Source organism: Actinoplanes sp. NPDC048791 (assembly GCF_040650095.1).
Taxonomy (GTDB): Bacteria; Actinomycetota; Actinomycetes; order Mycobacteriales; family Micromonosporaceae; genus Actinoplanes.
The window spans coordinates 1-26,929 of the sequence record NZ_JBEZGQ010000016.1; the positions used below are offsets into that span (position 1 = coordinate 1).

General features: G+C 70.8%; 24 protein-coding genes and 1 pseudogene. 13 read left to right on the plus strand and 12 right to left on the minus strand.

The genetic code is table 11. The features are described 5' to 3' along the window. The 3 genes from AB0C29_RS02955 to AB0C29_RS02965 all read right to left on the minus strand — a co-directional run. Positions 1-1,102 (minus strand): glycosyltransferase family 4 protein (locus tag AB0C29_RS02955; protein ID WP_360814370.1); only part of this gene is annotated, 1,102 nt, incomplete at its 3' end. A gap of 52 nt (positions 1,103-1,154) precedes the next feature. Then, positions 1,155-1,445, minus strand: coding sequence for an acyl carrier protein (locus tag AB0C29_RS02960; RefSeq protein ID WP_360814372.1), 291 nt, complete (start codon positions 1,443-1,445; stop codon positions 1,155-1,157). Positions 1,446-1,472: 27 nt separating this feature from the next. Next, entirely contained in the window at positions 1,473-2,756 is a 1,284-nt protein-coding gene (locus AB0C29_RS02965; RefSeq protein ID WP_360814373.1) for an Nramp family divalent metal transporter, read from the minus strand. 166 nt (positions 2,757-2,922) lie between these two features. Here AB0C29_RS02965 and aepX point away from each other — a divergent pair, with 166 nt between their 5' ends. The 12 genes from aepX to AB0C29_RS03025 all read left to right on the plus strand — a co-directional run bounded on the left by aepX (position 2,923) and on the right by AB0C29_RS03025 (position 15,438). After that, positions 2,923-3,849, plus strand: a complete 927-nt coding sequence (gene aepX, locus AB0C29_RS02970) for a phosphoenolpyruvate mutase (RefSeq protein ID WP_360814375.1) — start codon at positions 2,923-2,925, stop codon at positions 3,847-3,849. A 64-nt stretch (positions 3,850-3,913) separates the two neighbouring features. Further along, positions 3,914-5,152, plus strand: a complete 1,239-nt coding sequence (locus AB0C29_RS02975) for an aminotransferase class I/II-fold pyridoxal phosphate-dependent enzyme (RefSeq protein ID WP_360814377.1) — start codon at positions 3,914-3,916, stop codon at positions 5,150-5,152. Then, on the plus strand, positions 5,149-6,579 hold the full coding sequence (locus AB0C29_RS02980; protein WP_360814379.1) for an aminotransferase class III-fold pyridoxal phosphate-dependent enzyme: 1,431 nt from the start codon (positions 5,149-5,151) through the stop codon (positions 6,577-6,579). The genes AB0C29_RS02975 and AB0C29_RS02980 overlap by 4 nt, the downstream gene beginning before the upstream one ends. A 7-nt stretch (positions 6,580-6,586) precedes the next feature. Then, complete coding sequence (locus AB0C29_RS02985; RefSeq protein WP_360814381.1) at positions 6,587-7,435, plus strand: SDR family oxidoreductase; 849 nt, start codon at positions 6,587-6,589, stop codon at positions 7,433-7,435. Continuing rightward, positions 7,432-8,532 carry an amidohydrolase family protein gene (locus AB0C29_RS02990; protein ID WP_360814383.1) on the plus strand — a complete coding sequence of 367 codons (1,101 nt, stop codon included), beginning with the start codon at positions 7,432-7,434 and terminating at the stop codon, positions 8,530-8,532. Before AB0C29_RS02985 ends, AB0C29_RS02990 begins: the two co-directional genes overlap by 4 nt. After that, positions 8,529-8,942: a Rieske (2Fe-2S) protein gene (locus AB0C29_RS02995; protein ID WP_360814385.1), complete on the plus strand. Its 414-nt coding sequence runs from the start codon at positions 8,529-8,531 to the stop codon at positions 8,940-8,942. Before AB0C29_RS02990 ends, AB0C29_RS02995 begins: the two co-directional genes overlap by 4 nt. Beyond that, positions 8,939-10,177, plus strand: coding sequence for a beta-ketoacyl-[acyl-carrier-protein] synthase family protein (locus AB0C29_RS03000; protein ID WP_360814387.1), 1,239 nt, complete (start codon positions 8,939-8,941; stop codon positions 10,175-10,177). The genes AB0C29_RS02995 and AB0C29_RS03000 overlap by 4 nt, the downstream gene beginning before the upstream one ends. A gap of 18 nt (positions 10,178-10,195) precedes the next feature. Further along, the gene (locus tag AB0C29_RS03005; protein WP_360814389.1) at positions 10,196-10,888 is read left to right on the plus strand and encodes a VTT domain-containing protein; all 693 of its coding nucleotides are present in this window, start codon (positions 10,196-10,198) and stop codon (positions 10,886-10,888) included. Continuing rightward, positions 10,885-12,111: a cytochrome P450 gene (locus AB0C29_RS03010; protein ID WP_360814391.1), complete on the plus strand. Its 1,227-nt coding sequence runs from the start codon at positions 10,885-10,887 to the stop codon at positions 12,109-12,111. Before AB0C29_RS03005 ends, AB0C29_RS03010 begins: the two co-directional genes overlap by 4 nt. A gap of 139 nt (positions 12,112-12,250) precedes the next feature. Further along, positions 12,251-12,925 (plus strand): TetR/AcrR family transcriptional regulator, encoded by a 675-nt coding sequence (locus tag AB0C29_RS03015; protein ID WP_360814393.1) that lies wholly within the window; start codon positions 12,251-12,253, stop codon positions 12,923-12,925. 63 nt (positions 12,926-12,988) lie between these two features. After that, positions 12,989-14,401, plus strand: a complete 1,413-nt coding sequence (locus tag AB0C29_RS03020) for an NDP-hexose 2,3-dehydratase family protein (protein ID WP_360814395.1) — start codon at positions 12,989-12,991, stop codon at positions 14,399-14,401. Continuing rightward, positions 14,398-15,438 (plus strand): Gfo/Idh/MocA family oxidoreductase, encoded by a 1,041-nt coding sequence (locus AB0C29_RS03025; RefSeq protein WP_360814413.1) that lies wholly within the window; start codon positions 14,398-14,400, stop codon positions 15,436-15,438. Before AB0C29_RS03020 ends, AB0C29_RS03025 begins: the two co-directional genes overlap by 4 nt. Here the strand turns inward: AB0C29_RS03025 and AB0C29_RS03030 are convergent. The 9 genes and pseudogenes from AB0C29_RS03030 to AB0C29_RS03070 all read right to left on the minus strand — a co-directional run bounded on the left by AB0C29_RS03030 (position 15,389) and on the right by AB0C29_RS03070 (position 25,383). Continuing rightward, a pseudogene (locus AB0C29_RS03030) lies at positions 15,389-16,453 on the minus strand (phosphonoacetaldehyde reductase). The gene AB0C29_RS03025 and the pseudogene AB0C29_RS03030 overlap by 50 nt on opposite strands. Positions 16,454-16,530: 77 nt before the next feature. Next, a complete protein-coding gene (locus AB0C29_RS03035; protein WP_360814397.1) occupies positions 16,531-17,931 on the minus strand; it encodes an aldehyde dehydrogenase family protein in 1,401 nt (466 codons plus the stop codon). Further along, positions 17,931-18,818: a carboxyvinyl-carboxyphosphonate phosphorylmutase gene (bcpA, locus tag AB0C29_RS03040; protein ID WP_360548647.1), complete on the minus strand. Its 888-nt coding sequence runs from the start codon at positions 18,816-18,818 to the stop codon at positions 17,931-17,933. Before bcpA ends, AB0C29_RS03035 begins: the two co-directional genes overlap by 1 nt. A 14-nt stretch (positions 18,819-18,832) precedes the next feature. After that, entirely contained in the window at positions 18,833-20,047 is a 1,215-nt protein-coding gene (locus tag AB0C29_RS03045) for a hypothetical protein (protein WP_360814399.1), read from the minus strand. Further along, positions 20,044-21,345, minus strand: a complete 1,302-nt coding sequence (locus AB0C29_RS03050; protein ID WP_360814401.1) for a CMP-5'-phosphonoformate--3-phosphoglycerate phosphonoformyl transferase — start codon at positions 21,343-21,345, stop codon at positions 20,044-20,046. The genes AB0C29_RS03045 and AB0C29_RS03050 overlap by 4 nt, the downstream gene beginning before the upstream one ends. Next, a complete protein-coding gene (locus tag AB0C29_RS03055; protein WP_360814403.1) occupies positions 21,278-21,871 on the minus strand; it encodes an adenylyltransferase/cytidyltransferase family protein in 594 nt (197 codons plus the stop codon). The genes AB0C29_RS03050 and AB0C29_RS03055 overlap by 68 nt, the downstream gene beginning before the upstream one ends. Continuing rightward, positions 21,868-23,007 (minus strand): phosphonopyruvate decarboxylase, encoded by a 1,140-nt coding sequence (gene aepY, locus AB0C29_RS03060; RefSeq protein WP_360814405.1) that lies wholly within the window; start codon positions 23,005-23,007, stop codon positions 21,868-21,870. The genes AB0C29_RS03055 and aepY overlap by 4 nt, the downstream gene beginning before the upstream one ends. 55 nt (positions 23,008-23,062) lie before the next feature. Further along, complete coding sequence (locus tag AB0C29_RS03065) at positions 23,063-24,082, minus strand: C-terminal binding protein (protein ID WP_360814407.1); 1,020 nt, start codon at positions 24,080-24,082, stop codon at positions 23,063-23,065. Beyond that, positions 24,082-25,383 (minus strand): histidine kinase, encoded by a 1,302-nt coding sequence (locus AB0C29_RS03070; protein WP_360814409.1) that lies wholly within the window; start codon positions 25,381-25,383, stop codon positions 24,082-24,084. Before AB0C29_RS03070 ends, AB0C29_RS03065 begins: the two co-directional genes overlap by 1 nt. 297 nt (positions 25,384-25,680) lie before the next feature. On the opposite strand from AB0C29_RS03070, the gene AB0C29_RS03075 reads away from it, so the two are divergent. Further along, positions 25,681-26,929: NAD(P)/FAD-dependent oxidoreductase (locus AB0C29_RS03075; RefSeq protein ID WP_360814411.1), on the plus strand; the 1,249-nt coding region annotated here is incomplete at its 3' end.

A 26,929-nucleotide genomic window follows, 5' to 3' on the forward strand; every position in this document is an offset into this window, starting at 1 on the left:
GGCGCTCGGCGAGCGCCTCGGAGTCCGCCGGCGGCACCAGCCGCGCCGCCACCCCGTCGGGTCCGGCGACCTTGGGCAGCGCCCCGGCGGTCGTCGCGATCACCGGCAATCCGCAGCCCATGGCCTCGATCACCGGCAGCGAGAACCCCTCGAACAATGACGGGACCACCGCGATCTCGGAGCTGCGCAAGGTGTGGATCAGGTCGTCCTCGCTGAGCCGGCCGGTGAACCGGACGGTGCCCGCGCCGAACCGTTCGCGCAGGTCGGCGACGCGTCGGGGAGTCGCCGATCCGATGACCACCAACCTCGCCGGGCGGCTCGTGCGGATCTTGGCAACGGCTTCCACCAGATATTCCAGGCCTTTGAGCGGGACGTCGCTGCTCGCCGTGGTGACGATCTGGCCCGGCACCCGCGGCACGGCGGGGTCCGGCGCGAACCGGTCCGGGTCGGTGCCGATGGGGACGGTGGAGATCCGTTCGGCCGGAACCCGGAGATGCTCGACGATCTCGTCGCGGGAGGCGTCGGAGACCGTCAGGATGCCCGGCAGCCGGCCGGCGACCTTGCGTTGCATACGGGTGAAGCCGTACCAGCGCCGTAGCGACAGCCGCTTGGCCGGCGAGGCCGCCGCGCTCAGGTCCAGGGCGCGGTCGATCTGGATGGGATGGTGCACCGTGGTCACCAGCGGCAGGCCGTCGCGCAGCAGTCCGAGCAGGCCGTAGCCGAGGCTCTGGTTGTCATGCACCACGTCGTACCGTTCGGTGGACGCCCGGAGCAGGCGGCGCGCCCGCAACGAGAAGGTGCGGGGCTCGGGGAACCCCGCCGTCATCATCGTGGCGACCTCGACGACGTCGATCCAGTCGCGATACTCGCGGAGCCGGGGAATCCGGAACGGGTCAGGCTCGCGGTAGAGGTCGAGGCTCGGCACCCGGATCAGCGCGACGCCCGGATCGAGCTCCGGGTACGGCGGTCCGGAGAAGACGTCGACCCGGTGCCCGAGCCGGGTGATCTCCCGGCTCAGGTGCCGGACGTAGATTCCCTGACCGCCGCAGGTCGGGTTGCCGCGATAGGTCAGCAGCGCGATGTGCAACGCGGGTCCTCGCATGTCGTCTCCTGACGGGCCGCCTGCACGATCTTGCCCCAACCTAGCGGATCGCCTACGCCGAGGTGGCCGGTGTCGATGTGACGTCCGCCGATTCCGGGGTCGCCAGCCGGGCCGTGAGGTAGGCGACCACTGATCGGACATCGGTGAGCTCCGCCGCGTCCTCGTCGGGAATACGCATCTTGAACTCGTCCTCGGTCACCGCCAGGATCTCCAGCATGGACAGCGAGTCGATGCCGAGGTCGTCCTTCAGCAGTTTGTCCTTGGTGATCTCGTCGGTCGTCAGGCCGACCGTCTTGGCAAGAATGCCGACGACCTGGTCGTAGAGTTCGGCCTCAGTGGGCATCGTTCGCTCCTCATGATCTCGATCGGGTCAGAAAAGGATGGACAGGGTGAGCCCGCAGACCGCGGCTGCCCCGAGTGCGGCGGCGACGGTGGTGATGCGGGTGTTGACCAGCTCGCGCATCAGGTCCGGCCGCCGGGTGAACATGATCAACGGCACCAGGGCGAACGGGATGCCGCAGCTGAGCACCACCTGGCTGAGTACCAGGGCGTGAGTCGGCTCGATGCCGAGCGCGAGGATCACCAGGGCGGGAAGCAGGGTGGCCAGGCGCCGCAGCGTGATGGGGATCCGCCGGCGCAGGAAGCCCTGCATGATGACCGCGCCCGCGTACGTGCCCACCGATGACGAGGCGATGCTCGAGACCAGCAGTGCGACGGCGAAGAGCGTCGCGATCACCGGGCCGATCGTGGCGTGCAGGCCGGCGGTCGCACTCTCTATGTCGGCGACCTGCCAGCCGGTGAGGCTGTCGGCCGCGGCCACCAGCAGGCTCAGATTGGCGACGCCGGCTATCGACATGGCGAGCAGGACATCCGCGCGGCAGGCCCGGAGCACCGCGCGTCGCCGGGACGTGCCGGCGGGTCCGGTGGCGACGCCGAACCGGCTGCGCATCAGCTCGGCGTGCAGATAGACGACATGCGGCATCACCGTGGCACCGACGATGCCCGCGGCGATGACTGCGCTGCCGCTGCCGTTGAGCCGGGGCACCGTGCCGGCCAGCACCGCCCCGACAGACGTGCCGTCGGCCAGTGCGGCGGCGACGAAGCCGCCGACGACCACGAGAAACAACACGGCGGTGACCCGCTCGTAGCGCACCTGGCCGATCGACTGCAGCTGCAGGATCGCGATCGCGACGATGCCGACCAGCAGGCCGCCGACCGCCAGTGGCAGGCCGAAGAGGATGTGCAGCGCGATGGCGCCGCCGAGCACCTCGGCCAGGTCGGTCGCGGCCGCCACACACTCCGCCTGTAGCCACAACACGAGGGTGACGGCCCGCGGGAACCGGGCCCGGCACAGCTCCGGCAGGGTGGATCCGGTCGCGATGCCCAGCTTGGCCGCGAGGTACTGCACCAGGACGGCGAGGCAGCTCGCTGCGACCACCACCCAGACCAGCTGATAGCCGTAGGTCGACCCGGCCAGCATGTTGGTGGCGACGTTGCCGGGGTCCACATAGGCGACCGCCGCCACGAAGGCGGGGCCCAGCGCCCGGACCGGCAGAAGAGACCGGAGGCCGCGTTCGTCCGGGGTCACGCCGCTCGGCTCGCCGGCGGAGCGCTCGGTCAGGAGGGACCGGTCCTCGCGAGGACTTTCCGCCATCGCAGGCTCCCTTCCAACCAGACAGCGGGACGTGCCCCAGCATGCGTGGGACCCGTTACAACGTCAATAGGCTTTCTAACAACAGCGATGTTGTTATGGACAACAACGGTGTGATCGTGTTCAGTGTGGGGTGTACCGCCCTACCGAGTCACTTCGAGGAGCTCGCATGACCATCGACCAGAGGCCGGGCAAGCAGGACGGCGGCGCTACCGGCCACCGAAGCCCCGGCGCAGCCCTACGTGCGGTGCTCGCCGAGGCGAACGCGGCGCCGATCATGGGCGTGCACGACGGACTCAGCGCGCGCATCGCGCTCGCCGAGGGCTTCCAGGCGCTGTGGGCGTCCGGATTGTGCATGTCCACCGTGCTGGGGGTCCGGGACAGCGACGAAGCTTCCTGGTCCCAGTTGCTCGCACTGGTGGAATCGATCGTCTCGAGCGTGGACGTGCCCGTCCTGGTGGACGCCGACACCGGTTACGGCAACTTCAACACCGCCCGCCGCTTCGCCTGCAAGGTGGAAAGCCTCGGCGGCGCCGGCATCTGCCTGGAGGACAAGCAGTTCCCCAAGATGAACTCCTTCGTCGGTGACGGGCACGCGCTCGCCCCGGTCGGCGAGTTCAGCGGGAAGATCCGGGCCTGCAAGGACGCCCAGATCGGTGCGGACTTCGTCGTGGTCGCCCGCACCGAGGCGCTCATCGCGGGGCACTCGGTGGGCGAGGCGCTGGCCCGGGCCGAGGCATACCGGGAGGCCGGCGCCGACGCGATCTTCATCCATTCCCGGCAACGGACGGTGGACGAGATCGCCGAGTTCGCGGTCGAGTGGGCCGGGCGGCACCCCCTGGTCATCGCCCCCACGACGTACTACGACACCCCGATCGCCCGTTTCCGTGAGCTCGGCATCGACGGCGTCATCTGGGCCAACCAGGGTCTGCGGGCAGCGGTGACCGCCATGCACGCGGCGTACGCCGAGATGTGGCGCGATCGCGGGGTGACCGGCATCGAACCGCGGATCGCGACCCTGAAGCAGATCTTCTCGCTGCTGCGTTACGACGAGCTCGAGGCCGCCGAGCAGCGTTACGCCGGCCTCATCAACTGACCGTTCGCCGGCGGTCCCGACCGGTGCCGCGAGTGCCGACCACCTGACCGGATAGGAGACGACGTTGGACCTGTTCGAAAAGCTCACGAGTGGCCCGCGAGGTCCGCTGGCGGCCTTGTCGCACGCCATCCACGGCAAGGCCAGCTTTCCCCGGCTGCGGGGTCCGATCGGCAGCCGGATGGAGTGGAACGGCCGGGAGATGCTGGTCTGGAGCGTCAACAACTACCTGGGCCTGGCCAACCTGCCGGAGGTGCGCGAGGCGGACGCCGAGTTCGCCAACCGTTACGGACTGGCCGCTCCCATGGGCTCGCGGATGATGACCGGCGAGACCGACGAGCTGGAGGCCCTCGAAACCGAGCTGGCCGACTACGCCCGTAAGCCCGCCGCGCTGTTCCTCAACTACGGCTACCAGGGCATGCTGTCGTTGATCGACTCACTGGTCACCCGGCACGACTGGATCGTCTACGACGCCGAGTGCCACGCCTGCATCATCGACGGCGTCCGGCTGCACGCCGGCAAGGCGAAATCGTTCCCGCACAACGACATCGCCCGCTTGGAGACGGTGCTCCAGCAGGTCGACAGTCTGCGCAAGCCGGGCGATTCGGTGCTGGTCATCAGCGAGGGTGTCTTCGGGATGTCCGGCGTACAGGGCCGGCTCGCCGACATCGTCGCGCTCAAGCAGAAGCACGAGTTCCGGCTTCTGGTCGACGACGCCCACGGCTTCGGCGTGATGGGACCCGACGGTGGCGGAACCGGTGAGGAGCAGGGCGTACAGGACGGGATCGACCTGTACTTCGGCACGTTCGCCAAGGCCGGCGCCAGTATCGGCGCCTTCGTGGCCGGGCCGGCGGAGATCGTCTGGCAGCTGCGCTACACGATGCGTTCGCAGATCTTCGCCAAGGGCCTGCCGTGGCCGATCGTCGCGGGCAACCGGGTGCGCCTGCGGCTGATGCGTACCCGTCCCGATCTGCGCAAGCAGTGTCTGGCCGTCAGCAGCGCGCTGCAGAGCGGGCTGCGTGAGGCGGGCTTCGATGTCGGGGCCACGGCCGCGCCGGTGACGCCGGTCATGTTCGACCTGCGCGACCTCGATGTCGCGGTCGGCCTGGAATTCATGGACCGGCTGCGGACGAAGTACGACGTCTTCTGCTCCGGCGTGATCTATCCGGTGGTTCCGCAGGGTGTGGGGCAGCTGCGTCTCATTCCCACCGCGGATCACACCATGGCCGATGTCGACCAGACGATCACCGCGATGGAGAGTGCGGCGCACGAGGTGCTCGGCTGGTCCGCGGCGGTGCCGGCGTGACCACTCAGGCGCCGCCCCGCCGGTTCGGCACCATGCCGGCCGCGGAGGTCCTGGCGCGGGCCCGGGCCCTCACCGAGCGGCCGGCCCCCGTGCCGGACCCTGACCGGTTGGCCGGCGAACGCGCCTTCTTCGAGAAGCGCACCACCCGATCGGCCGCGCTGGCCGAGACGGCACGTTCGCGGATCGGGGGCGGAACCGGCCATGTCGACGCCCTGACCACGCCGTACCCGCTGTTCATGGACCGCGGTGCCGGCGGCACGGTGACCGACGTGGACGGCAACACCTACGTCGACTGCATCCTGGCCGGCGGTGCGATCTCGCTCGGCCACAACCACCAGCGGCTGAACCGGGCAGTTCAGGAGGTCGTGGCCACCCGTACCGGCTTCCACGGCCACCTCGACGAGTACGAGCTGCGGACGGCCGACGCGATCTGCGCGATGTTCCCCGCCGCGGAGGCGGTGCGGTTCACCGCCTCGGGTGCCGAGGCCAATCTGGCCGCGGTCCGGCTCGCCCGCGCCGTCACCGGACGCCGGCGCATCGTCAAGTTCATGGGTCACTACCACGGCTGGGGCGACCAGTTCATGGTCGATCTCGAGGTGCCGGGCTCCGGTGCGTTCATGGCCGGCGGCGTCCCGGAGTCGCACTACGCCAACACGGTGCTGGTGCACCCGCACCGTCTGGAGGACCTGGCCGCTGTGCTTCGCGAGGGCGACGTCGCCGCGGTGCTGTCCGAACCGCTCGGTGGCGAGTCGGGCCTGGTGCCGTTCAACGACGGGTTCCACGCCGAGGCTGCCCGCCTGACCAGGGAGCACGGCGCGCTGTACGTCTTCGACGAGGTCGTCAGCGGCACCCGGGCCGGCCTCGGTGGTGCGCAGAGCGTCCTTGGCGTGGTGCCCGACCTGTTCACCCTCGGCAAGGGCCTGATGAACGGCTATCCGGGCTGCGGTGTGGTGGCCGGTCGGGCGGACGTCATGAGCGCAGCGGGCACGGGTCTGCCCTCCGACGGCCCGTTCGCCTACATCGGCGGCACCATGTCCGGCAACCCGCTGTCCATGGCGGCGGCCTACCACTGCCTGGCCGAGCTGGCCCGGCCCGGCGCGCTGGACGGCGCCATCGACCGTGCCGCCGAGCTGGTACGCCGGCTCAACGAGGTGTTCGACGCCAGTGAGTTCGGGTTTTTCGCGTACCACCTGGGCACGGTCGTGAAGATCGAGATGACGGCGCCGCACGCGTTCGGTGCGGACGCCCTCGACCACGCCGCCGAGATCATCCACCGGCGGACGCTGCTCGCCGACTACATGATCCCGGTCGCCAACGCCGGTGTGCTGTCCCGCATGGGTCGCGACATGCTCGCCCTCGAGCACACCACCGCCGACATCGAGAAGGTGGTGAACGCTTATGCCCGGCTCGTCGAGTTCCTCCGGTGAGCGGCGCATGCTGGTCACCGGCGCCTCCAGCGGGATCGGCCGGGCCACCGCGGAGCTTGCCGTCCGCCGCGGCTGGACGGTGTTCGGCACCTCGCGGGCACCGGAGCGGATGAGCGAGGCCGCCCGGCTGCCCGGCGTCACGTACGTGCCGCTCGATCAGGGCGACCCGGACGGGGTGCGCCGGTGCGCCGAGCGGGTGGGCCCGGTCGACGCGCTGGTCAACAACGCCGGGCAGAGCCTGGGCGGGCCGCTCGAGGACGTGCCCGACGAAGCGGTCCGCCGGCTGTTCGAGGTGGACGTGCTGGGGCCTGTCCAGCTCACCAAGGCGCTGCTGCCCGGCATGCGGGCCCGCGGCGGTGGCCGGATCATCTTCATCGGTTCCCTGATGGCCGACTTCCCGGTGCCGTTCCAGGGCGGGTACGCGGCGGCCAAAGGCGCCCTGCGGGGCTTCGTCACCGCCCTGCGCACCGAGGTCGCGCCGTTCGGCATCACGGCCGCCCTGGTCCAGCCCGGTTACTACCGGTCCGAGATCAATGACCGGCGCGAGTGGCACACCGTGCCCGGATCGCCGTACGCGCAGCGGATGCAGCAGGTCCGCGCGGCCGTGACAGCGGCGCATCAGCACGCCGGCGACCCCCGGGAGGTGGCCGAGGCCGTGCTGCGCCTGACGACGACGGCACGTCCACCGCTGGTGACCGCCGTCGGCAGCGGCGGACCGGCGCTGCGGCTGGCCCGGCGGTTCGTGCCCGACCGCGTGCTGGAGCGCCTGGTGGCCCGCCGGTACGGCATCACCGGCTCCGACCGTCCGCAAACGTTCGTGCCCACCCCGGACATCAGCGAAGGAGTGCAACCGTGACATCAGTCCTCAGTGGCCCGTCCGAGGAGACCGTGGCGAAGAAACGCACCGGTACGCTCATCGACACCGACGTGCACGAGATGATCGGCGGCGCCGAGTTCCTGGACTACATCGACGAGCCGTTCCGCAGCCGGATCCACCCGGACAACTGGATGGGCATCTCGATCCCGTACTCCTGGCCCACCACCGGTGGGCTCGCCCGGCCCGATGCGATCCCGCAGTCCGGGCTGCGCGCCGGCTCCGATTACCGGCTCATGCGCGAGCAGCACCTGGACGCCTATGACGTCGACTACGCCGTCCTCACGGGGCTGATGTACCCGGGGGAGTGGCGTACCCAGCCGGACTTCGCGGTCGCGCTCGCCCGCGGCTACAACGACTGGGTCATCGCCGAGTGGCTGGCCAAGGATCAGCGGTTCCTCGGCTCGATCCACGTGGCGGCCCAGTCGCCTCAGGAAGCGGCGGACGAGATCGACCGGCTCGGCAGCCACCCGCAGATGGTGCAGGTGATGCTGCCGGTCGTCTCGCACGACACGTTCGGCCGCGAGTTCTACCACCCGGTGTACGAGGCTGCCGTCCGTAACAATCTGGCCGTCGCCTTCCACCAGGGCGCCAACGTGCAGACAGCGGTGGGTCTGCCGCCGTACTACGTCGAGTGGCACACCGCGATCTGCCAGGCGTGGCAGTCGCAGTTGATCAGCCTGGTGATCGGTGGCGTGCTGGAGAAGTTCCCGGACCTGCGGGTGGCGATGGTCGAGTCCAGCTGGACCTGGCTGCCGCACCTGCTGTGGCGCTTCGATCACAACTTCCGCAGCCTGCGCCGCGAGGTGCCGTGGGTGAAGCGGCTGCCCAGCGAGTACATCCGTGAGCAGGTCAAGTTCACCACGCAGCCGATGGAGGTGGTGGACAACCCGAGCCACCTCTACCAGATGTTCGACATGGTGGGCAACGACGAGTTCCTGATGTTCTCGTCCGACTATCCGCACTGGGACTTCGACTCGCCGGAGCACTCGCTGCCGTCCACCTTCCCGGCGGACCTGCGTCGCAAGATCATGTACGAGAACGCGGCCAAGTTCTACCGGCTCGAGGACCGGGCATGAGCATCGGGGCCCGCCCGGCCGACACCGAGGTGCGGCACGTGGCCTGCGCCGTCACCGAGCTGCCCGAGGGCAGCATGAAAGCACTCGCGGTGGACGGCCGCCGGATCATCGTGGTCGCGGTCGGCAACGGTGAATACACCGCGCTGGCCGACTACTGTCCGCACCAGCGTGGGCCGCTCTCCGGTGGCTCGGTCGAGCGGATGTGGGTCAGCGACCGCGTCGGTGAACACGAACGCTCACCGGACACCTGGGTGGTCATCTGCCCGTTCCACAATTTCGAGACCGATGTGCGCACCGGCTGCCCGGTGCTGCCGCTGGGCCGGTCACGGGCGGCCACCTACCGCACCGCGGTGGAGGACGGGCAGGTCGTGGTCTACCGGCGCCGCGGGCAACGGGGCCGCGACTCATGACCGCCGACCGTGTCGTCGTCACCGGCATGGGACCGGTCAGTTCGATCGGCGTGGGCCTCGAGCGTTTCCACGAGGCCGCGCTCAAGAGCGTCAGCGGCATCCGGCCGATCACGTCGTTCGATCCGTCCCGGCTCTCGGTCCGCATCGCGGGCGAGGTCGATCTGCCCGAGTCGCTGGCGCCCTCGGGCCGGGACCGGCTCGCCGACGACAGGTGTACGCACCTGGGCATGGCCGCCACCCGGCTCGCGGTCGACGACAGCGGTCTGGATCTCACCGCGGAGGCCGACGGCCGGGTCGCCGTGGTGATCGGTACCGGCATCGGCGGCATCGGCACCTGGGAGAGCAACACCCGGGCGGTCATCGAACGCGGTGAACGGGCGATGCGGCCGCGGTTCATCCCGATGGCCATGCTGAACGCCCTCAGCGCCCGGATAAGCCTGGAGTACGGCCTGCACGGCTCGGTCCTGACGATGGTGTCGGCCTGCGCCTCCGGACCGGACGCCATCGCGTGCGCGGCCATGCTCATCCGCTCGGGCGAGGCCGATGTGGTGATCGCCGGCGGCGCGGACGCGCCTGTGGTGGAGACGATCGTCGGAGGATTCGCCCGGATGCGCGCGCTTTCGGTGTCCGACGGGGACCCCGCCCGGGCGAGCCGGCCGTTCCACACCGATCGGGACGGCTTCGTCATCGCCGAGGGGGCCGGGGTGCTCGTCCTCGAATCGCTCGACCATGCCCGGCGTCGGCAGGCGCGCATCCACGCCGAGCTCACCGGTTACGGCAGGTCCTCGGACGCGTTCCACGCGACCATGCCGCAGCCGGACGGCTCGGGCGCCCGGCGCGCCATCACCTCGGCGCTGCGCTCGGCCGGTCTCGCCGCCGAGGATGTCGCACACGTCAACAGCCACGGCACCGGCACACCCTTCAACGACGCGGCCGAGACGATCGCTCTGCACTCGGCGCTGGGGGCGGCGGCACCGGAGATCCCGGTGACGGCCAACAAGTCGATCACCGGTCACTGTCTGGGTGCGTCCGGCGCACTCGAGGCCATCGCCTCCATCCAGGCGATCACCAGCGGACTGATCCCGCCGATCGCCAACCTGGACAGGCCGGACAAGCAACTACACCTCGACCTCGTACGCGACGAACCGCGGGAGGCCGACGTGCACAGCGTGCTCACGAACAGTTTCGCGTTCGGCGGCCACAACGTGGCCCTCGTCTTCGGCCGGATGAGCTGACGTGCGGGAGGCAGCGCGATGGGGACCGTGATGGACGTCGGCACCCTCGTCCGGACGTTCGGGCTCATCGGGGTCCTGGTCGTGCTGGTGGTCGAGTACGGCTTCCCGATCGGCTTCTTCCTGCCCGGTGACTCGTTGCTGGTGGTGGCCGGGGTGGCGGCGTCGCCGGCCGCGGCGGCGCAGTTCGACCACCGGCTGTCGCTGACCGGCCTGTTGATCGGGGCGCCGCTGTGTGTCATCGCCGGTGCCCAGGCCGGGCATGCCGCCGGACGGGCTGTCGGCGCCCGGGTGTTCAGCGGCGCCTCACCCCGGCGCCTGCGTCACCTGCGGCGGGCCGAGCGCGCGTTCTTCCGGCTCGGCGCGCCCGCGTCCATCGTGCTGTCCCGCTTCATCCCGGTGGTTCGTACCTTCATCAGCCCCGTCGCGGGCGCGGTCGGTTACCCCTGGCGAAGGTTTCTGCTCTGGAACGTCGTAGGCGCACTGTGCTGGGCCGAAGGAATCATCCTGCTCGCCTATCAGGTCGGCGACCTGCTGGCGGACAAGCTCGAGTGGGTGGTTGCCGCGGTGATCGCGGCGGCGGTGATCCCGCTCGTCGTGGATCTGACCCGGCACCGCCGGACGCGCGGCGCAGCGCCGGTGCCGGAACGCGACGCCGGCCGGGACGTCGAATCGACCCGGCCGCGGACCTCATCGACCGAAGGAAGATCATGACAGACACGGAATCGACGACCGAGCAGATTCCTCAGGAGCTGTTCGACCACCGTTACATGCAGGATCCGCACGCGGTCACGGCGATGCTGCGGCGCACCGCGCCGGTACGGCCGGTGATCACTCCCAACGGCCTCAAGGTCTGGCTGGTGACCAGGTACGACGACGTCCGGCTGGTGATGAACGATGCGCGGGTCAGCAAGAACATGCTCGGGGCCGGCGATCTGATCGAGCGCAACATGATGGTGCCCGCGAAACGGCGGCACTTCAACCCGGACATCATCGACTACATGCTCAACACCGATCCGCCCAAGCACACCCGGCTGCGGACGCTGGTGCTGAGAGCCTTCACGGCCGGCCGGGTGGAGAAGATGCGGCCCCGGGTCCAGGCGTTCGCCGACGAGATCCTCGGCGCGTTCCGGGCGGGCGACGAGATCGACGTGGTCGACCAGCTGGCGTTCCGGCTGCCGATGATGGTGATCCTCGACCTGCTGGGCATCCCGCTGTCGGACACCGAACGGCTTCGCGGCTGGGTTGATGCGCTGGTCACCACGGACGATCCGGCCTCGGTGGAGGTGGCCGGCAGCGCGGTCGTCGCCTATCTCTCCGAGCTGATCGAGGCCAAGCGGGTGCGGCCCGACGAGGGGATGCTGTCGTCGCTCGTCAACACGCCGGACGACGAGGACCAGCTCACCGGGGCCGAGCTGATGTCGATGATCTTCCTGCTGGTCGTCGCCGGGTACGAGACCACCGTGCACACCATCGGCAACGCCACGCTCTCCCTGCTGACCAACGCGGACCAGCGTGAGCTGCTGCAACGCGAGCCGGAGCGGATCGCCGGGGCGATCGACGAGCTCATGCGTTTCGACACCGCGGTCAGCACCGCGACTTTCCGGTTCACCACCGAGGCGATCGAGCTCAGCGGCGTGGAGATCCCGGCCGGCGAGTTCGTCCTGGTCTCCCTGCTGTCGGCGAACCACGACGAGGACCGATTCCCGGACGGCGCTGAGCTGGACGTCACGCGGTCGGCGCGCGGCCACGTCGCCTTCGGCTACGGCATCCACTACTGCATGGGCGCGCAGCTGGGCCGGATGGAGGTGGAGATCGCCCTGAGCGGCCTGCTTCGCCGGTTCCCGGACATGCGGCTGGCGGTGCCGGCCGATCAGCTGGTCTGGCGACCCAGTCTGCTGATGCACGGCCTGGAACGTCTGCCCGTGCGGCTGTGAAGCCGCCTCGCGGGACGTGAGCAGCAGTAACCTGCCGCCCGGCCGGGATCCGGGCACCGGCGGTCGTCTAGGCTTGGACCACTCGATGTAGACGTGCGGAACCGCTGAATGCGACCGTCGACTCAGACTGGCGACGACAATGGCAACGAAGGACGAATCGGCGGATTCCGCGAACAAACGGCTGGAGCGAAGCGGTGCGTCTCGCGATCGGCTCCTGAGCGCAGCGATGGACCTGTTCGCGGAGCAGGGATTCCGTAACACCACGGTCGGTGACATTGAAGCCCGAGCCGGGCTGGCGCCGCGCTCCGGAGCTCTCTACCAGTACTTCTCCAGCAAGGAGGAAGTGCTTCGGGCGGGGATCCTCCGGCAGGTCGAGGAACTCGGCCGGGTACTGCCGGTGATGGATCTGCTGCCCCTGGCCGATCTCCGCTCCGAGGTCATCATGCTGGGCCGGTGGAGTCTGCAGGACCTGGCCCGGCGAGAACCGCTGGACCGGCTGCTGCGTCAGGAGGGTCACCTCTTCCCGGAGTTGCGCAGCGAACTGCGGGACGCGGTGCACGACGACTCCTTCCGGCAGATCGCCGGTTGGCTCAAGCGGCTGGCTGAGGACGTCGGCGCCAAGGACCTGGACCACGAGGCGCTGGCGCTGACCATGGTCGGCTCCCTCGGCTACTACCGAATGCTCGAGTCGATCTACGGCGAGAAGCCGCTCGGCGTCGATGACGACCGCGTGCTGGCGGTATGGGTCGACGCCTGCATGGCCATCGCCGAGCGTTTCGGCCTCGACAAGCGCAAGCCGGCCCGGACCGACTAGCGACCCCGCCCGCTGGTGGTCGGGCCGCTCAACGAACGTGCGACCACCGGAAAGGGGCAACCCGTGCTTCCCGACGCCCTGCCACGTCCCCGTGACCACCAGGATTCCCGCCGGCTCGCCGAACGACTCGGCGAGTCGCTCCGGATCCGGCGATTCAGCAAGATGCGCACCGAGGCGGTGCCGCAATGGCTGCGGCAGCGCCGGGAGAGCCAGGAGTACGAGGTCAGCCGCTGCCCGCTGGAGAGCCTGGCGGACTGGAACCTCGCCCCCGGCACGGGTGACATCGTGCACCGGGCCGGCCGCTTCTACGCCATCGCCGGCCTGGAGGCGCAGGCCGGCGACGCGCCACCCCGGTCGCAGCCGGTCATCGTGCAGCCCGAGATAGGCATCCTGGGTGTGCTCGCCAAGGAGTTCGACGGCGTGCTGCACTTCCTGCTGCAGGCGAAGATGGAGCCGGGCAACGTCAACGTCCTGCAGCTCTCACCGACGGTGCAGGCGACCCGGAGCAACTATCAGCGGGCGCACGGTGGCCGGACCCCCGACTATCTCGAGCACTTCCTCGCCACGAGCGGGGGCATCGTGCACCATGACTCGCTGCAATCCGAGCAGGGGTCCTACTACCTGCACAAACGCAACCGCAACATCGTCGTCGAGACCACCCGGGAAGTGCCGGTGCGGGACGGTTTCTGCTGGCTGACCCTGGGACAGGTCACCGACCTGAGCCGGCTCGACAATGTGCTCAACATGGACGCGCGTACGGTGTTCTCCGCGCTGGCCGCCAGCGGGGGAGGGCGCCTGCCCACCCCGTTCCGGGATGCGCTGGCCCGCTCACTGCACGAGCATCGCATGCTGCTCAGCACGCCCGCGCTGCTCAGCTGGCTGACCGAGGCGCGTACCAACCGGACGGTGCGCCAGCGACGGGTGCCGTTGCGTCAGGTCGCCGGCTGGCGGCACGTCGATGGGGAGTTGCGGCCGGACGACGACACCGGCCTGTCCGTCATCGGCGTCGACGTGCGTGCCAGCACCCGGGAGGTGTCGCACTGGAATCAGCCGATGATCACCAGTGCCGGGACCGGACTGCACGCCTTTGTGGTGAAGTCCTTCGACGGCGTGGCCCACGTCCTAGTGCGGGCGCACACCGAGCCGGGCACGCAGGACGTCGCCGAGATCGGTCCCACTGTGCAGACCGGACCGCAGATGTTCGCCGATCCCCGGGCCGAGGCCGAGATCCGCCGCTACGTGCTCGCGTCACCGCCGGCCCGGGTGCACGCCGACTGCGTACTGTCCGAAGAGGGTGGTCGCTTCTATCACGTGCAGAATCGCTACATGATTGTCGAGGCGGACGCCGGTTTCGCACCCGATCTGCCCCCCGACTACGCATGGGCCACTCTGCGGCAGCTGGCCGACCTGGTGCGCTTCGGCAACCAGCTGAACATAGAGGCACGCAGCTTGCTGTGCCTGCTGTACGGCGTCTGATGTCCGCGGTCCGGCTCGGCGTGCTCTCCGGTGCTGACATCGCCGTGCGCCGCATCCTTCCCGCGTTGCGTGACCGGCCGGACGTGCGGCTGGCCGCGGTGGCGAGCCGTGACCCGGCGAAGGCCCGGCGGGTCGCCGACGCCTTCGGCTGCGCAGCGGTCACCGGGTACGAGAAGCTGCTGGAACGCGATGACGTCGACGCCGTCTACGTACCGCTGCCGCCCGGTCTGCACACCGAGTGGGTGAGCCGGGCGCTGGCCGCCGGCAAACACGTGCTGGTGGAGAAGCCGGCCACCGTCTCGGTGACGGACACCGCCCGGCTGACCCTGCAGGCCGCGGCGCGGGGGCTGGTACTCCGGGAGAACTACATGTTCCCGCACCATGCGCAGCATCGCGCGGTCCGGGATCTGATCTCCCGCGGTGAGATAGGGCGGGTGCGTAGCCTGACCGCCACCTTCACCATCCCGCCGCGCGACCCCGCGGACATCAGGTACCAGGCCGCTCTCGGCGGCGGTGCCCTGTTCGACCTCGGCGGCTACCCGGTGCGCGTCGCCCGGTACTTCCTGGGATCGAACCTGACCGTGCTGGCCGCCGGCCTGCGCACCGGGGCGGCGGCCGACGACCCCGTGGACGTCGCCGGCCACGCCGTGCTGTGTACCACCGACGGGGTTCTCGCCCATCTCACGTTCGGCCTGGACGGCCCCTACCGGTCGGAGTACCGCATTGCCGGGTCGCGCGGAGACATCGAGGTGAACCGCGCCTTCACACCTCCGGCCGACCACCCTCCGGAGATCACCGTCACCCGCTCCGGGGGGAGCGAGCGCCTCGTACTGCCGCCGGACGACCAGGTCGGCAACGCGCTGGGGGCGTTCCTGCGGGCGATCCGGGAGGGGGACAGCCACCCGGACGCCGGGATCGTACGCCAGGCGCAGCTGGTCGAGGAGATCCGCCGGCGGGCCTGCCCGGCCCAGCCTGCGGTCCGGTCGCTCACCAGGCCTGCTGCAGCGCCTCCCGTACGGTGGGCCGATCCAGGGTGATCGGCGTGTTGTCCGCGCGAGCGGTGCCCAGGGCGTCCGCGACGATCCCGTCGAGCTGATCCGGCCCTACCCCGTACGCACGCAACCGGTGGTCGAAACCGGCCGAGCGCACCATCGAGCTCAACGTGGCCCCCATGCCGGCCGGCTGGTCGCTACCGAGCAGCTCGGCCATCTCGGCCAGCCGCCGGCCGACGAAGCCGGCCCCCCGGGGGTCGGCACAGGACTCGTCGAGGCGCGCGCAGGCCGCCGGGAGCAGCGCCGCGAGGGCGAGCAGGCACGCCAGCCCGTGCGGCACTCCGAACCGGACGGTCAACGGATAGGCGACCGCGTGGCCGACGGTCGTCCGGGTGCGGTTGATCGCCAGGCCGGCGTCGATCGCCAGCAGGCTCATCCGCTCGCGGCTGGCCGGATCCCACCGCCGCGGCCCGGGCTGCAGCAGAGCGCTGATGCCCCGGGCCGCCCGCGCGGCGAAACGCCGGGACTCTGCCGTCGACCGCAACGACCAGAGCGACTCGAGCGCGTGCGCCAGCGCGTCGAATGCGCAGCTGAAGGTCACCTCGGCGGGTCAGGTGGCGGTCAGCGCCGGGTCGACGATGGAGATGTCGGCGTGCACCTGCGGACGGTCCAGGGAATGCTTGCGCCCGTTGACGTACACCGTCGCGAACTGGGTCACCTCGCTGCCCGTACCCGCGGTTGTCGGGAGCAGGAGAAGCGGGATCCGGATGTCCGGGCCGGCGGCCTCGTCGCCGGAGAGCGCGGCGATCGCGCGCTCGCGGTCCGGTGGCAGGCTGCGGACCAGCTTGGCGGTGTCCATGGCGGAACCGCCACCGATACCGACGATCACATCGGGGCGCTCCCGGTGGGCCAGCCGGCACCCGACGAGCACGTCGTCCAGATCGGGGTTCGGGCGGAAGCCCGTGAAGACGCTGACCTCCCGCCCGGCCAGCGCCGGTGACAACCCGCTGCGGGCCAGGCCGGAGCCGGAGCCGACGAGAAGCACCCGCCGGGCCCCCATCGCGTCCACCGCGGCGCGCAGCGCGCCCGCGGCGTCGCGGGTCAACAGCAGCTCGTGCGCCGCCGCACCGGTCGGGGTCACCGGGAAGCAGTGGGGAACGGGACGGTGACGGTCTTGATGGTGCTCATCTCCCGGACCGAGCACCGTATCCCCTCGCGGCCGACCCCGCTCGCCTTCACCCCGCCGAACGGGATGTGCGGCGAGTCGAAGTGCGGGCCGTGGTCGAGGTTGACCGCACCGACCCGCAGGCCGGCAGCGATCTCCCAGAACGCGGTGACGTCCCGGGTGACGACACCGGCCTGCAGCCCGTACGGCGTGCCGTTGGCCACCTCGATCGCCTCCGCCGTCGAGCCGACCCGGATCACCGGAGCCACCGGACCGAAGGTCTCGTTCTGCACGAGCTCGCTGCTCGCCGCGACGTGGTCCAGCACGGCCGGCTGCATCAGCGCCTCCACGCGTTCGCCGCCGTGCCGCAAGGTGGCGCCGTCCTTGACGGCGAGCGCGATCCGGCGCTCCACCTCGGCGGCGGCCGCCGGGCTGATCAACGGCCCGATATCAGTGCTGTCGAGCCGGGGATCCCCGGCCCGTCGCCTCGCGGTGGCCGCCACCAGCAGGTCGACGAACTCGTCGGCCACCCGGTCGTCGACGATGATCCGCTTGATTCCCCGGCAGGACTGCCCGGCCGTGGCGAATGCCCCGTCGGTCGCCAGGGCGACCGCACGCGGGAGATCGGCGTCGCCGAGCACGATCAGCGGATCGTTGCCGCCCAGCTCCATCACCAGGCGCCTACCGGCGGCGGCCCGGGCGACCAGCCGGCCCGTGGCGACGCTGCCGGTGAAGGTCACCATGTCGACACCGGGGTGGCCGACGACCAGCGGTCCCACCACCCCGGGCTCGCCGGTGAGGACGGCGAGCATCCCGGCCGGGAGACCGGCATGGACAAGCAGTTCCGCGAAGCGCAACGCCGTCAGCGGCGTCTGCTCCGAGGGCTTCACCACCACGGCGCAACCCGCGGCGACGGCGGGAGCCACCTTGACCACCACCTGGTTGAGCGGGCGGTTGAACGGTGTCACGCCGGCCACCACCCCGACCGGCTCGGCGATGGTCACGGCGAGCCGGTCCCCGTCGGGCAGGGGGATGGACTCGCCGCGCAGACGCTCGGCCTCCGCGGCCGCGACGCGGAGGTTTCCCGCGGCGCGGGAAACCTCCCTCGTCGTCTCTCGACGGCACACCCCGGATTCCGCGGTGATCAGTTCCGCGAACTCCACGGCTCGGGCCTCGACCGCCTCGGCGGCGCGGAGCAGGATCCCGGCCCGTTCGGCCGGTGCCAGCACACGCCGGCGCTCGGTCAGCAGGTGCACCGCCTCCTCCACCTCCGCGGCGCCGTCGCGGGCCACCGAACCGATCACGTCACCGGTCCACCGGTTGAACACCGGCACCTCGGTGCCGGCCGGCTGGATGCGACCGTCGAGGAACATCACTCCTCGCTGTTCTTCACGACGAAACGCTCCTCGAGGGCCGAGAGCTTCTCGTACTCGAAGACCTCGAAGAGCTCGGGGAAGGTCATCCGTAGCCCGTAGGCGTCCCAGAACTCCTGGGTGGTGCCCTTGTCACGCAGCTCGGCGAACATCTTGCGCAGGATGGAGGCGGCCGCCATCCACCCGGACAGCGGATAGATCGCCAGGTTGTAACCGATCGCCTCCAGCTCCGCGGTGGTCAGCCACGGTGTCTTGCCACCCTCGACCATGTTGGCCAGCAGCGGGACGTCGATCTCGTCACGTACCCGCTTCATCTCGTCGACGGAGAGCATCGCTTCCAGGAAGATGCAGTCCGCGCCGGCCGCGGCGTACTCCTTGGACCGTTTGATCGCTTCGTCGAGACCGAGCTTCTCCCGCGCGTCGGTGCGCGCGATCAGCGTCCAGTCCGGGTCCTCGCGCGCCTCGACCGCCGCCTCGATCTTGCCGATCATCTCTCTGGTGGAGATCAGGCGCTTGCCTTCCAGGTGGCCGCAGCGCTTGGGGACGACCTGATCCTCGAGGTGCCCACCGACGATGCCGGCCCGCTCGAACTCACGGACGCACCGCCAGGTGTTCATGGCGTTGCCGTAGCCGGCGTCGATGTCCATGATCACCGGCAGGTCCACGGCGAGCGTGATGTTCTTGGCGTTCGTGGCCATCTCGGTGATCGTGGCGAAGCCGAGATCCGGCAGCCCGAGCATGCTGGCGGACGTGCCGGAACCGGTCATGTGCACGGCCTGGAAGCCGGTCTGGGCGATGACCTTGGCGGACAGTGCGTCGTAGGCGCTGGGGACCACGAGGATCTCCGGCGCCAGCATCATTTCCTTGAACTTGCTGGCTCGCGACACGCTGGGGTTCTCCTTCACGTCAGAGGGCTCGTCCGCTCCGCCACGGCCTCGGCCAGGCGGAGAAGCTGGTTGTACTGGTTGAGCCGGTCGCCGCGGCGCGGGCCACCGACCTTGATCAGGCCGGCGCCGACCGCCACTGCCAGATCACACATCGCGGTGTCGCCGGTCTCGCCCGAGCGGTGCGACACCGCCAGCCGCATCCCGGCCGTCTGCGCCGTCCGTGCCGCCGACAATGCGCCCGTGACGGTTCCGGCCTGGGTGGGCTTCAGCAGGATCCCCCCGGCGAGCGCCGGATCGATACGGGCGGCGTCGGTCGCGAACAGGTCGTCGCCGTACACCGTCGTCCCCGGCGGCAGCCGGGCGGGCAGCTTCAGCCAGGCGTCGTCGTCCGCGGGGTCGTACGGATCCTCCAGGTAGGACATCGGCACCACCCCGCCGGCGAGCTCGGCCAGCCGGTCGGCGAATGCCCCGGCCTCGAGGACCGCCCCGGCGAAGCGGTACCGGCCGGGGGCGACACACATGTGTTCCGCCGCGACGTCCACGCCGATCGAGCATTGGCCGACCCGCCCGGCTCGCTCGATCGCCTCACGCAGCAGGGCCACCTGCGTGGCGCTGTCGGCGGGGATCAGCATCCCGCTGGACGCGGAGAGCCGCGGTGCGCCGTGGTCGCGGGTGGCGAGCTCGGTGGCCACGGCGAAGACGTCCAGGGCCAGTCCGACGTCGTCGATCAGCCCCGCGGTCTCCGGAACGAGCATCACCTGCTGGAAGCCGTCCGGCTCCCCGGCGTGGTGGATGCCGCCGGAGAACACGTTGACCAGCAGCCGCGGCACGCCGGGGACCGTACCGGCGGCCGCCGCGAGGTACTCGTGCAGCGAGCGGCCCTGTCGAGCGGCCCCGGCGCGGGCGAACGCGACCGACAGCGCCACAGTCACGTCGGAGCCGAGTGACCCGGTGGCGTCCAGCTCGCGCAGCAACAGGTCGAACTCGGCCTGCGGCCCGGCCGGCTGCCCGACCAACGATCGGTCCAGCTCCGCCACGAGTCCGGTGTGCTCGAAGGACCCGAGGGTGTTGTCCGCCCGCCGCCCCCGCTCCCGCCGCCCCGGTGCGATTGCCCGGGGCGCGGAACCGCGGCCGGTGACTCCGTCGGTGAAGGCGAGATCGGCCTCGACGGTGACCTGTGCCCGTGAGTCCAGGATGCCGCGCAGACGCAGACCGGAGACCCGGGTCATGTCGTGGTCCGGATGGAGATGAGCCAGCCGAGCAGATCCTTCGCCCGCTGCACCGGCAGGGCGCCGCGCGCGGCGGGCCCCTCCCCGAAGGCGGTCACCGCGTCCGGCCGGACGCCGGGCCCGAAGACGACGGCGGGCACCTGATCGGCCGAGTGGATGCCGAGCGCACACGGGGTGGCGTGATCGCACGTGACCACCAGGGTGTCGGCCGGGGTCAGCCGATCAGCGAGCGGACCGACGAACCCGGCGTCGATCTCACTGATCGCCCGGACCTTGTCCGCCGGCTGGCCGTCATGGCCCGGCTCGTCCGGTCCCTTGAGATGGACGAAGACGACGTCCGCCGGGTCGGCCAGCACGGCCGGCACCAGTTCCTGGTAGAACTGCGGATCGGTCTGCCCTGGACCCGTACGCGCCGTCGTGAACCGGCCACCGATCAGACCGGCCAGTCCGCGCTCGGCGGGCACCTGCCCGTACATCGACAAGGCGAGCTTGCCGGCGGCGAAGCCGGGCAACTTCGGTGGCCGGCTGCCCCCGTCGCGCACCAGGATCGTGTTCGCCGGGCGCCGGCCGGCCCGCGTACGGGTCTCGTTGACCTCGCTGCGCCGCAGGATCTCGCCGCTCTGCCGGACGAAGTCGTTCACCAGCATCGCGGTGTACCCGGCCGCGTCGTCGTCGACCAGAGGCTTGGCCTCCAGCGGAGTCGACACCGGGGTGTTGACGGGGATGCCGAACGCCCCCCGGTTGACGAATCCGGGATCGGTGTTGCTGACCTGGCCGGACAGTGGCACCGTCCGGCTGGTGAAGGCGAGGATCCCGCGGTGCCGGCCGAAACCGGTGAGCCGCAGCGTCACGCCCGCCGGCATGGTCACGCCGGCCAGGAGTTCCTCGACCAGGACGGCCAGCTCCGCGTCGGACAGATCCCGGGAGGTCCGCCGGTCGAGCTCGCCGGATCCCGGACGGGCACTGGCGAAGTTGATCCGGAACGCCGCGCAGTAGCCGCCGCCGGCTTCCAGGAAACCCATCCCGAGGCCTTCGAGCGGACCGCGTCCGGTGTAGTGGACCAGCGGGTCGTATCCGAGCAGAGCCATCGCCCCGGAGTCCGACTCCGGCGGCACCCGCTCGCCGATGACATCGAGCAGCCCGGATACGCCGGCTGTGGCGAGCCGGTCCAGGTGGGGCGTCGCGGCGGCCTCGAACGAGGTACGGCCACCCAGGGCCGGATCCGGCCGGTCACCGCCCCCGCACAGGGCGATCAAGAAGATCCGTCCCGCGACCGGCTGCCTCGCGAATTCGGACATCGCTGCCACACTCCTTGATCACTCGGGCGACGCCCGGCGCCACCAGCTCTTCCCAGGGCAGAGACGAGGCGATGGCCTGCCGTACGCGGCTGCCGCTGATCGGTTTGTCGGTGCGCCGCCACATCAGTTCGGTCACGAGTCCGAGGGACCGGAACCGCTCCAGCTTCGTGTCGCCCCACTCGTCGTAGACCGTGAGCAGGTAGACGGCGTCGCGGGGTGCGTAGTAACGCAGGCGTTGCGGGAAGCTGTGCGGGAACGGCACGATCCGCAGGCGTTCACGGGCGATGCCGGCCTCGGTGAGCGCGGCCTCGGTCATCAGGTACCGCTCGTAGTAGGTCCACGGGTTCGCTTCGTCGGTGCTGCGGGCCGGGTCGGACTCCTCGACGGCGATCTGGGTGGGATCCGGATTGGTGATCCCGACGACGAGCACGTCGGCCCGCTCGGCGCCGGCCAGCAGGTACTCGAGGTGGCCGAGGTGCAGGGGCTGGAACCGGCCGTGGATGACGGCCACCGGATGCCTGCTCATCCGACGGGCTCCCCGACGAAGGCGCGGAACCGCCGGGCGACCTCGGACGGGGTCACCCGGGGCCGGCCCAACGGCGACTGCGACCCCGGCTCGATCGGCAGGTGGATGAAGGAGGGGCCCGGTCCGTTCAGGGCGCTGTGCAGCGCCACGGTCAGATCGGCCAGGCCGTGGCACCGGTGCACCTGGGCATATCCGCAGGCGGCGGCCACTGCGGCGACGTCGACGGCGGCGGACAGCGTGCGCTGGCCGCCGGTTGAGTCGTGCACGCCGTTGTCGAGCACGATGTGCACGAGGTTGTCCGGGCCGTGCGTCGCCGTCGTCGCCAGGCTGCCCATCCGCATCAGCAGTGCGCCGTCGCCGTCGATGACCACGACCGGCCGGGGTGTGTGCAACGCGACCCCGAGACCGACCGACACGGCGGAACCCATCGCGCCGACCAGGTAGAAATGCTGCGGGCGGTCGGCGATGGTGTACAGCTCCCGGCTGGTCTTGCCGGTGGTGGAGACGACCGCCGCGTCGTCCGGCAGCTCGGTGAGCAGGGACTCCAGCGCGGCCCAGCGGGTCGGCGCCGGTGCGTCGGGGTACGAGACGAGCCGCGGCTCGCGAGCGGCAGGCGCCGCCTCGTGCAACGGCTCGTCGATCACCCGGCCGGCCGGGAGCACGACGGCGTACGGCAGCTGTTTGTCCCGCAGGAACTGCCAGGCGCTGTGCATCGCGCGGGGCAGCTCCGCCGGCGTCGCCGGTAACAGGCCCCAGGGGATCTCCATGAGATCGAGCAACGAGCCGGTGATCCGCCCCATCAACTCGTGCTGGGGCTCGTCGGGACGGCCCGGCTCACCGCGCCATGTGATCATGGCCAGCAGCGGTATCTGCGCCGGATAGCTCAGCGAGGTCAACGGATTCACCATGTTGCCAAGGCCGGAGTTCTGTCCGATGGCGCAGCCCAGGCCGCCGCCGAGCCACGCGCCCGCCGCGATCGCCGCGGCCTCGCCCTCGTGCGTCGCGGCCAGGTAGCGCACCCCCGGATCGCTGATCGCCCGATTGATCACCGGGGTGAGGTACGAGCACGGCACCCCCGTGACGGTGGTGACCCCGCCGGCGATGAGCTCCGCCATCAGGCCTCCCGCGTCGATCATCGTGCTCCTCGGGCGGCCGGTCCGGTGCCTGCGTGGCCGGGTGTGGGTTGCTGCTTCATGCGACCTGTCCTTCCGGTGGTGGCGTTCCGCCGACGAGCACGGCGCGTATCCCGGCAGCGACCCGGCGCCGCAGGCTGAGCTCCGACTCGTGGGACAGGAACGCGCGGTGCGAACTGACGATGACGTCGTCGCGGGCGAGCAACCGCCGGCCGGGCTCGGTCCGGTTGGGGTCCTCGGGCGAGAAGACGTCCGAGGCGTACCCGCCGAGCCGGCCCTCGCTCAGCGCCGCCAGCACGGCAGCCAGGTCGACCAGGCCGCCTCGCGCGGTGTTGACCAGCAGGGTGCCGGGGCGGGCGGCGGCCAGCACTGCCGTGTTCACGAGGTCACGGGTCTCGGCGGTCAGTGCGGCGTGCAGGATGACGGCATCGGACCGCTCGAACAGCTCGGTCAGCCGGTCGACCCGGTCCACCCCGTGGCTGGCCATGAGGTCCGCCGGCACGTACGGGTCATGGGCGAGCACCCGGCGGTAGAACGGCTGCAGTTTGCGGGTGGTGGCGCGCCCTATCCGGCCGAAGCCGACGATGCCGGCGACCCGGTCCGCGGCGCGGCGCGGGATCTGGCCCCGGTGAATGCCCCATTCATCCGCTCGGACCAGCCGGTCCTGGACGCAGATTCCCCTTTCGAGGGCGAGCAGCAGCGCCAGGGTGTGCGTGCTGACCTCGTCGCCGCAGTAGTCCGGGATGTGGAAGCCGTACACGCCACTGCGTCGCAGCAGCTCGCCGTTGAGGTTGTCGATGCCGACCCCGCTACGGGCGATCACCCGGCAGCCGGGGCCGGCCGCTTCGATCAGCTCCGGCGTCACCTGGCAGCGATAGACGACCAGGGCATCGGCGCCCTTGACCGCCTGGTGCAGCTGCTCGCCGGCGAGCACGTAACCGGCGTCGAACGGTCCCAGCTCGACGGAGATCCCCGGGCCGAGGATCCCCCGCTCGAGCTCGGCGCGCTCCGGGCGCAGGCTGCCCGTCTCGTCGACCGCCCAGGCCGGATCGGTGTACACCACCCGCAGGCCGGCCATCAGCTGTCGTATCCCCAGCCGCGGGTGTCCCGGCGGCTGCGGCGCGCAGTGGCGGCGACGGCGAACGTGTTGGTGAGCTCGAACAGATCGAGGTAACCGGCCCGGCTGCCGGAGCCGAACCGCAACACCGAGCCGGTGCCCGACCAGCGATGCCGGACGAACGGACCGGCCCAGGCCGACGCGTCGACCTCCAGCCCGGCCGACTGCCAGGCGCCGTGCTGATCCTGCCAGCTCAGCGCCGGTGCGCCGGAGATCACGAGATAGTGGCTCTCGTTGGCCTCGACGAGGTCGCCGCCGTGCTCGCCCGCGGCCGTCTCGACCTGCAGGAATGTTCCGCTGAGGTCGCTCAGGTGCGGCGCGCTGGCCATCGACGCGACCCGGTATCCGCGGAAGTCCCGCTGTGTCCGGCGGCCCTCGGCCACGGACGTCCACGTCTTGCCGACCGGGTCGTGCCGCCGCTCCGGCGGCAGCAACAGCCGGTAGTCGAAACCGAGAGCCGAACCGAGGGCGCGCATCTCCGGCAGCGAGCCGAACGGGTCGGTGAGGATCTGCTTGACGCCGGCCTCGGTGATGCCCGCGGCCGCGGCCGCGCCGGCGGTGTCGTAGCAACGACGGGCCAGCAGAAGCTCGAGGAGAGCGGCCGGCTCGGTCCGTTCGGGCAGCGCGTCGAGGAAGTTGGCGAAGGCGGGCTCGGACCAGGTGTTCAGCTCCTCGACCAGCGGCACCAGATTCGACTGTCCGGTATACGAGACGATGCGGGCGGCTTCCGCACCGGCCAGCGAGTACGAGTGCGGGCAGTACGACGGCTCCACGTAGGAGTCGCCGGTGATCCACCGGTCGGTGTCCCGGTTGGCCTCGAGCACCTGCCAGGTGGCCTCGGAGAGGTTCTCACCCCAGCGCCCGTGGATGTCCCCGGGGCCGAGGTTGACCGTGATGGCCGGCTCGAGGTGACCGTTGTTGAGTGCCGGCAGCCGGCCCGACGGGCACAGGATGTCCAGGATCACCGGTGACACCCGGCCGGCCGGGGCGGCCATCGAGTAGTAGTTGTAGAAGTGGATGCCGTCGCGTTGGATCGGCCGGCACGTGTCTCGCAGCTCCTGCGCCGACTGCAGGACCACGGTCAGGTCCGGCTCGGTGTTCGTCGACAGCTGTCCCGGCTCCACGCGCAGCGCGGCCGCGCAGGCGCTGAAGACCTCGTCCGGGACCGGCGCACCGCCGTCCGACAGCAGCGCGGCCATCTGTTCGCCGGAAAGGCCCGCCTGCTCGGCGACCTGCTGGGCGGTCACCTTCCGGAGATTCATCCAGTGCCTGACTTTGAACGGGTCGATCGGCATGGGTCCTCGACTCTCGCAACGAGAAGCGTCAGGTGTGACCTGATCCGGCGCCCACGCCGGTCGGCACCGACCGGAAAACGCTCCAGGGATCTGTCACTACGATGTTGTGAATCAAAACTACGGTGCAGCGCGAGAGGAAGTCAACACATCCCGGCGGGCTGCGATCTGCCGCCCTGTCCCGTGCGGTTGTTCTTTCGCCTGCTGAGATGCCGGTCCGCCGTTAGGCTGAGGTCTGCGTTGTTTGTCCTCCAGTGAGGTGTGCCCGTGTCGCAGCCCGTATCGGTGGACGTCGTCATCGTCGGCGGCGGTCTCGCCGGACTCGCCGCTGCCCGGCGCCTGGACCGCGCCGGGGTGAACTGGCTGCTCGTGGAGGCGGCCGACCGGATCGGCGGCCGGGTGGCCACCGACGTGGTGGACGGCTGGCGGCTCGACCGCGGCTTCCAGGTGCTCAACACGGCGTACCCGCGGGTCCCCGCGCTGGTCGACGTCGACGCCCTCGACATGCGCTACTTCACCTCCGGCGTGCTCGTGCGCCGGGGTCCGGGCCTGCACCGCCTGGAAAACCCGCTGCGTGAGCCGCGCTCGGCGCCCCGGACGCTGACCTCGGGGGTGGGCTCGCTAGCCGACCGCCTCAAGTTCGCGGCGCTGGCCACCCGCTACGCGACGTTCCCGCCGGCCCGGCTGCTCGACGCCCCGGAGATGACGACCCAGGAAGCGCTGCGGCGTGCGGGCCTGTCGCACCGGATGATCGAAGAGGTGCTGCGGCCGTTCCTGTCGGGTGTCTTCGCCGACCGCTCCCTGGACACGTCCAGCCACGTGCTCGCGATGGTGCTGCGCTCGTTCGCGCGGGGCCGGATCGGCGTGCCGGCGAGCGGGATGGCTGCCCTGCCGGCGGCGGTGGCGGGCCCGTTGCCGTACCCGCAGCTGCTGGTCGGCGCCCGGACCCTGTCGGTCAGCCCGGGCCAGGTGGTGACGGACGGTGGGGAGCTGCGCTGCCGCGCGGTCATCGTGGCGACCGACCCGGCCACGGCGGCGACCCTGCTGCCCCGGCTGCCGGTGCCGGACATGCGCGGCCTGACGACGTACTACTTCGGCGCGGACCAGGCCCCGATCGACGAGCCGACCCTGCTGCTGGACGGCGACCGCCGCGAGATCGTGGCCAACACGGTCGTGATGTCGAACGCGGCCCCCGAGTACGCCCCGGCGGGCAAATCCCTGATCGCCGCCTCATCGGTCGGCGTGTCAGCCCCGTCCGGCGCGTCCGAGGCGGTGATCCGGGTCGAGCTGGCCCGCATGTACGGCGTCCCGACCGACGACTGGGAGCTGCTGAGCGTGGTGACCCTGCCACACGCCCTGCCCGCGGCGAACGTTCCGCAGGCCCGCCTCCGCAAGCCCGTGGCGCTGGGCGACGGCCTCTTCGTGGCGGGCGACCACCGCGACAGCCCGTCGATCCAGGGAGCGCTGGCCAGCGGCTGGCGTACGGCCGGCGAGGTCCTCTCCTCGCTGCGCGCGA

Excerpts from the sequence above, each read along its gene's own strand:
- AB0C29_RS03045 (WP_360814399.1), bottom strand. The coding sequence starts at position 20,047 with ATGACCCGGGTCTCCGGTCTGCGTCTGCGCGGCATCCTGGACTCACGG.
- AB0C29_RS03055 (WP_360814403.1), bottom strand. The coding sequence starts at position 21,871 with ATGAGCAGGCATCCGGTGGCCGTCATCCACGGCCGGTTCCAGCCCCTG.
- aepY (WP_360814405.1), bottom strand. The coding sequence starts at position 23,007 with ATGATCGACGCGGGAGGCCTGATGGCGGAGCTCATCGCCGGCGGGGTC.
- AB0C29_RS03035 (WP_360814397.1), bottom strand. The coding sequence starts at position 17,931 with ATGTTCCTCGACGGTCGCATCCAGCCGGCCGGCACCGAGGTGCCGGTG.
- AB0C29_RS03010 (WP_360814391.1), top strand. The coding sequence starts at position 10,885 with ATGACAGACACGGAATCGACGACCGAGCAGATTCCTCAGGAGCTGTTC.
- AB0C29_RS03050 (WP_360814401.1), bottom strand. The coding sequence starts at position 21,345 with ATGTCCGAATTCGCGAGGCAGCCGGTCGCGGGACGGATCTTCTTGATC.
- AB0C29_RS02985 (WP_360814381.1), top strand. The coding sequence starts at position 6,587 with ATGCTGGTCACCGGCGCCTCCAGCGGGATCGGCCGGGCCACCGCGGAG.
- AB0C29_RS03005 (WP_360814389.1), top strand. The coding sequence starts at position 10,196 with ATGGGGACCGTGATGGACGTCGGCACCCTCGTCCGGACGTTCGGGCTC.
- AB0C29_RS03015 (WP_360814393.1), top strand. The coding sequence starts at position 12,251 with ATGGCAACGAAGGACGAATCGGCGGATTCCGCGAACAAACGGCTGGAG.
- aepX (WP_360814375.1), top strand. The coding sequence starts at position 2,923 with ATGACCATCGACCAGAGGCCGGGCAAGCAGGACGGCGGCGCTACCGGC.
- AB0C29_RS02960 (WP_360814372.1), bottom strand. The coding sequence starts at position 1,445 with ATGCCCACTGAGGCCGAACTCTACGACCAGGTCGTCGGCATTCTTGCC.
- AB0C29_RS02965 (WP_360814373.1), bottom strand. The coding sequence starts at position 2,756 with ATGGCGGAAAGTCCTCGCGAGGACCGGTCCCTCCTGACCGAGCGCTCC.
- AB0C29_RS03000 (WP_360814387.1), top strand. The coding sequence starts at position 8,939 with ATGACCGCCGACCGTGTCGTCGTCACCGGCATGGGACCGGTCAGTTCG.
- AB0C29_RS03070 (WP_360814409.1), bottom strand. The coding sequence starts at position 25,383 with ATGAATCTCCGGAAGGTGACCGCCCAGCAGGTCGCCGAGCAGGCGGGC.
- AB0C29_RS03065 (WP_360814407.1), bottom strand. The coding sequence starts at position 24,082 with ATGGCCGGCCTGCGGGTGGTGTACACCGATCCGGCCTGGGCGGTCGAC.
- AB0C29_RS02995 (WP_360814385.1), top strand. The coding sequence starts at position 8,529 with ATGAGCATCGGGGCCCGCCCGGCCGACACCGAGGTGCGGCACGTGGCC.